The sequence below is a fragment of the Ruegeria sp. R8_1 genome (assembly GCF_017743815.1).
GTDB lineage: Bacteria > Pseudomonadota > Alphaproteobacteria > Rhodobacterales > Rhodobacteraceae > Ruegeria > Ruegeria lacuscaerulensis_A.
The window spans coordinates 1-665 of record NZ_JAGHRL010000025.1; the positions used below are offsets into that span (position 1 = coordinate 1).

General features: G+C 59.1%; 1 protein-coding gene. It reads left to right on the forward strand.

The genetic code is table 11. The features are described from left to right. Positions 1-665, forward strand: a 665-nt coding sequence (locus tag J7380_RS20270; RefSeq protein ID WP_247742676.1) for a GTP-binding protein, incomplete at both ends; no start/stop codon positions are given.

The following is a 665-nucleotide window of genomic DNA, read 5'->3' on the forward strand; positions in this document are numbered from 1 at the left end:
GTTGACTGCCCCGGCCACGCCGACTACGTCAAAAACATGATCACCGGTGCTGCTCAGATGGACGGCGCGATCCTGGTTGTGAACGCCGCTGACGGCCCGATGCCGCAAACGCGTGAGCACATCCTGCTGGGCCGTCAGGTTGGCATCCCGAAGATGGTCGTGTTCATGAACAAAGTTGACCAGGTTGACGACGAAGAGCTGCTGGAACTGGTGGAAATGGAAATCCGCGAGCTGCTGTCTTCGTACGAATACCCCGGCGACGATATTCCGATCGTTGCAGGTTCGGCTCTGGCCGCGATGGAAGGCGACAAGCCTGAGATCGGCGAAGAGAAAATCAAGGAACTGATGGCGGCTGTTGACGATTACATCGACACCCCTGAGCGTGCTGTGGATCAGCCGTTCCTGATGCCGATCGAAGACGTGTTCTCGATCTCGGGCCGTGGTACCGTTGTGACCGGCCGTGTTGAGCGTGGCGTGATCAACGTTGGCGACGAGATTGAAATCGTCGGCATCCGTGACACTTCGAAAACCACCTGCACCGGCGTTGAAATGTTCCGCAAGCTGCTGGACCGCGGTGAAGCGGGCGACAACATCGGCGCGCTGCTGCGTGGTGTTGACCGTGACGGCGTTGAGCGTGGCCAGGTTCTGTGTAAGCCGGGTTCGGT